This window comes from Eudoraea sp., from assembly GCF_049665975.1.
Classification (GTDB): Bacteria; Bacteroidota; Bacteroidia; order Flavobacteriales; family Flavobacteriaceae; genus Eudoraea.
The window spans coordinates 1-2,620 of the sequence record NZ_JBATGR010000300.1 but is presented as its reverse complement, the minus strand read 5'-3'; the positions used below and the strand labels follow the sequence as shown (position 1 = coordinate 2,620).

The window sequence follows — 2,620 nt, the reverse complement described above, 5'->3', positions numbered from 1 at the left end:
TTTTGTCGAGCATTCTTTTTTCAAGATCCTTTCTTGTAATAGTTCCTTTTAGGTACTTTTCTATTAATAGAGACGCTATATGTCCTGCATATCTTGAGCCATAATAGCCATTTTCAATATAAACTGCCAGTGCAATTTTTGGATTGTCGACAGGAGCAAAAGCCACAAATACAGAATGATCTGTAAGTTGTACACGTACAGTATCTATTTTTGTATAATTCTCTACAGTACCTGTTTTGCCTGCAATTTCTATTCCGGGTATTTGTACCCATCTGGCTGTACCTTTTTTATACACATCGGCCATGCCTCTAACAACAGGGTCAAAATGCTTTTTGTCAATTGTGGTATACTTGGGTTGTATGTATTCCGGAATGCTTATATCCTTACCTTCAACTTTCTTCAGAATATGAGGCGTATAATAATAACCACGGTTTGCAATAGCTGCTGTCATATTTGCCAGCTGTACCGGTGTTGCTGCAATTTCTCCCTGACCAATGGAATTAGAAATGATATAGGATGAAGACCAACGATCATCTCCATACCATTTGTCATAATACTCTTTACCCGGGATTCTTCCAGGTCTACCAGTAGGAAGATCATATCCTAAAAAATTTCCGAGGCCAAAACTATTCATATGTTTTTCCCAGACATCCTGACCTTCATCTGAAGTAGGAAATTTTTCATAAATTTTTCGAAATGTACCCGCGAAGTATGCATTACAAGATTTATAAATACCACTGTTCAAATTTCTTATTCCACCCCCGCAATGACAGCCCCTCTTTGTTTTACCTACATAAAATCCGTTATAACAGCGAATAGTTGTACTTGGCTGGATGACCCCTTCCTGCAATGCAACCAGGGCATTTAATGTTTTAAATGGAGAGCCTGGAGAGCCTTCAGCCGAAATAGATCTATCAAAAAGGGGTTTGGATATAGTATCATAATGTAGTTTGCTATAGTTTTTTGAACGTTCCCTGCCAACCAGTAATGCCGGATCATAGGTTGGTCCTGAGATCATGGCTAATATTTCACCAGTTGATGGTTCTATAGCAACAATTCCTCCCCATTTACCATGCATTAATAACTCCCCGTATTCCTGAAGTTCCTTGTCCAGAGTCAGGCTTATCTCCTTACCCTGTTCCGGAAGGGTGTCAAGAATACCAGCTTTATAGGGTCCTATATCTCTGTTGAATCTATCTTTCTGAATATATTGCACTCCTTTTCTACCTCTTAAAATTTCCTCATATTGTTGTTCTACGCCTTTACCTCCTGTTAATTCTCCCTGCACGTAATACGGATTTCTTTCCAGGTCGCGTTCATTTACCTCTCTAATATAGCCCAGGACATTAGCAGCGGCTTTGGTGTCGTAATATCTTAAAGACCTTTTTTGAATATAAAATCCATCATATTTCCTCATTTTCTCCTGAAGCATGGCATAATCTTCCTTAGAAAGTTGGGGTACTAATACCGAAGGTAATCTCGGAGAATATATTCTGGCTTTTCGGAGTTTTTGTACAAATTTTTCCTTATCAATTCCTAAAAGGTTGCAAAATTCAAGGGTATCCAGGGGCTTCACTTCCCTTGGAATCACCATCACATCATAGGCCGGATCATTTCCAACCAAAAGTTTCCCGTTTCTGTCATAGATGTAACCCCGTTAAGGATAATCGTAAATCGCCTTAATAGCCGGGTCTTCCAAGACCTGATCTGGTGAAAAGCTAAATATTTGCAAATAGGAAAGCCTACCTATAAAGGTAATTCCGATAATGATAATTATGGACGATAATAATATTTTTTTCATTGAAATTTAGCTTTCAATATTTAGCTAGAATGTCTCTTATTCTTTCTTTACACTGAAAAGTGAACCAAAAAGCAAACACAGTATTAGTGTCGCTATTCCGGTAAAAATAACTTTCTTCAAAATTAGCAGTAAATTTGATAAACTGAAAATTTCCAGAGTAAAGAAAATAACATGATGCGCTACAATTAATAACGTCAAAAATGTAATTTGTTGTACCCTGGTAGTATTAGATAATTTGAAACTTTGAAATTCGTAATTAACCCCAAAAACAAAACGCATAATTGTAGGTCTTAAATAAGCTATGGTGACCGTTGATGCTGCATGTAAAGCCATAGTGTCCGAAAAAAAATCAATGCATAAACCAAGTAAAAATCCTGTAAATATAAAAACTGATCTATTTTCCTTTATTGGATACCAATAAAGGAACAGTATGTAGACCATTGGATTTATAAAACCAAAAAAATTCAACCTGTTAAATACTAATACCTGAACAAGTACAAGTAAAGTGAATCTAATAAAATTGATAAAGTAATAATTACTGGTCATTGGCAATTTTAGCTTCGAGCTCTAAGATCTCAGGTCTGTTTTTGTTATAAATGATATAGATATTTTTAACATTGGACATATCGTTAAAAAGCTCAACATCTATACTATAAAAACTTTTAGATACATTCAGATCAAATTTTTTAATGGTCCCTATTGGAATATTCTCTGGAAAAATACTAGACATGGCCCCTGTAACTATGGTATCACCAACTAATAGAGGTACCAATCTGGGAATATCTTCCAGTTTTACCTGGTTATAGCCCCGTCCGTCCC

Annotated in this window: 1 protein-coding gene and 1 pseudogene; both read right to left on the bottom strand. The window is 36.1% G+C overall.

Annotated features, from left to right (window positions below):
• Window positions 1-1,801, bottom strand: a pseudogene (locus tag WBN20_RS10585) (peptidoglycan D,D-transpeptidase FtsI family protein); the annotation flags it as partial.
• Between the two features lie 535 nt (window positions 1,802-2,336).
• Window positions 2,337-2,620, bottom strand: a 284-nt coding sequence (locus WBN20_RS10580) for a rod shape-determining protein MreC (protein WP_424281656.1), incomplete at its 5' end; no start/stop codon positions are given.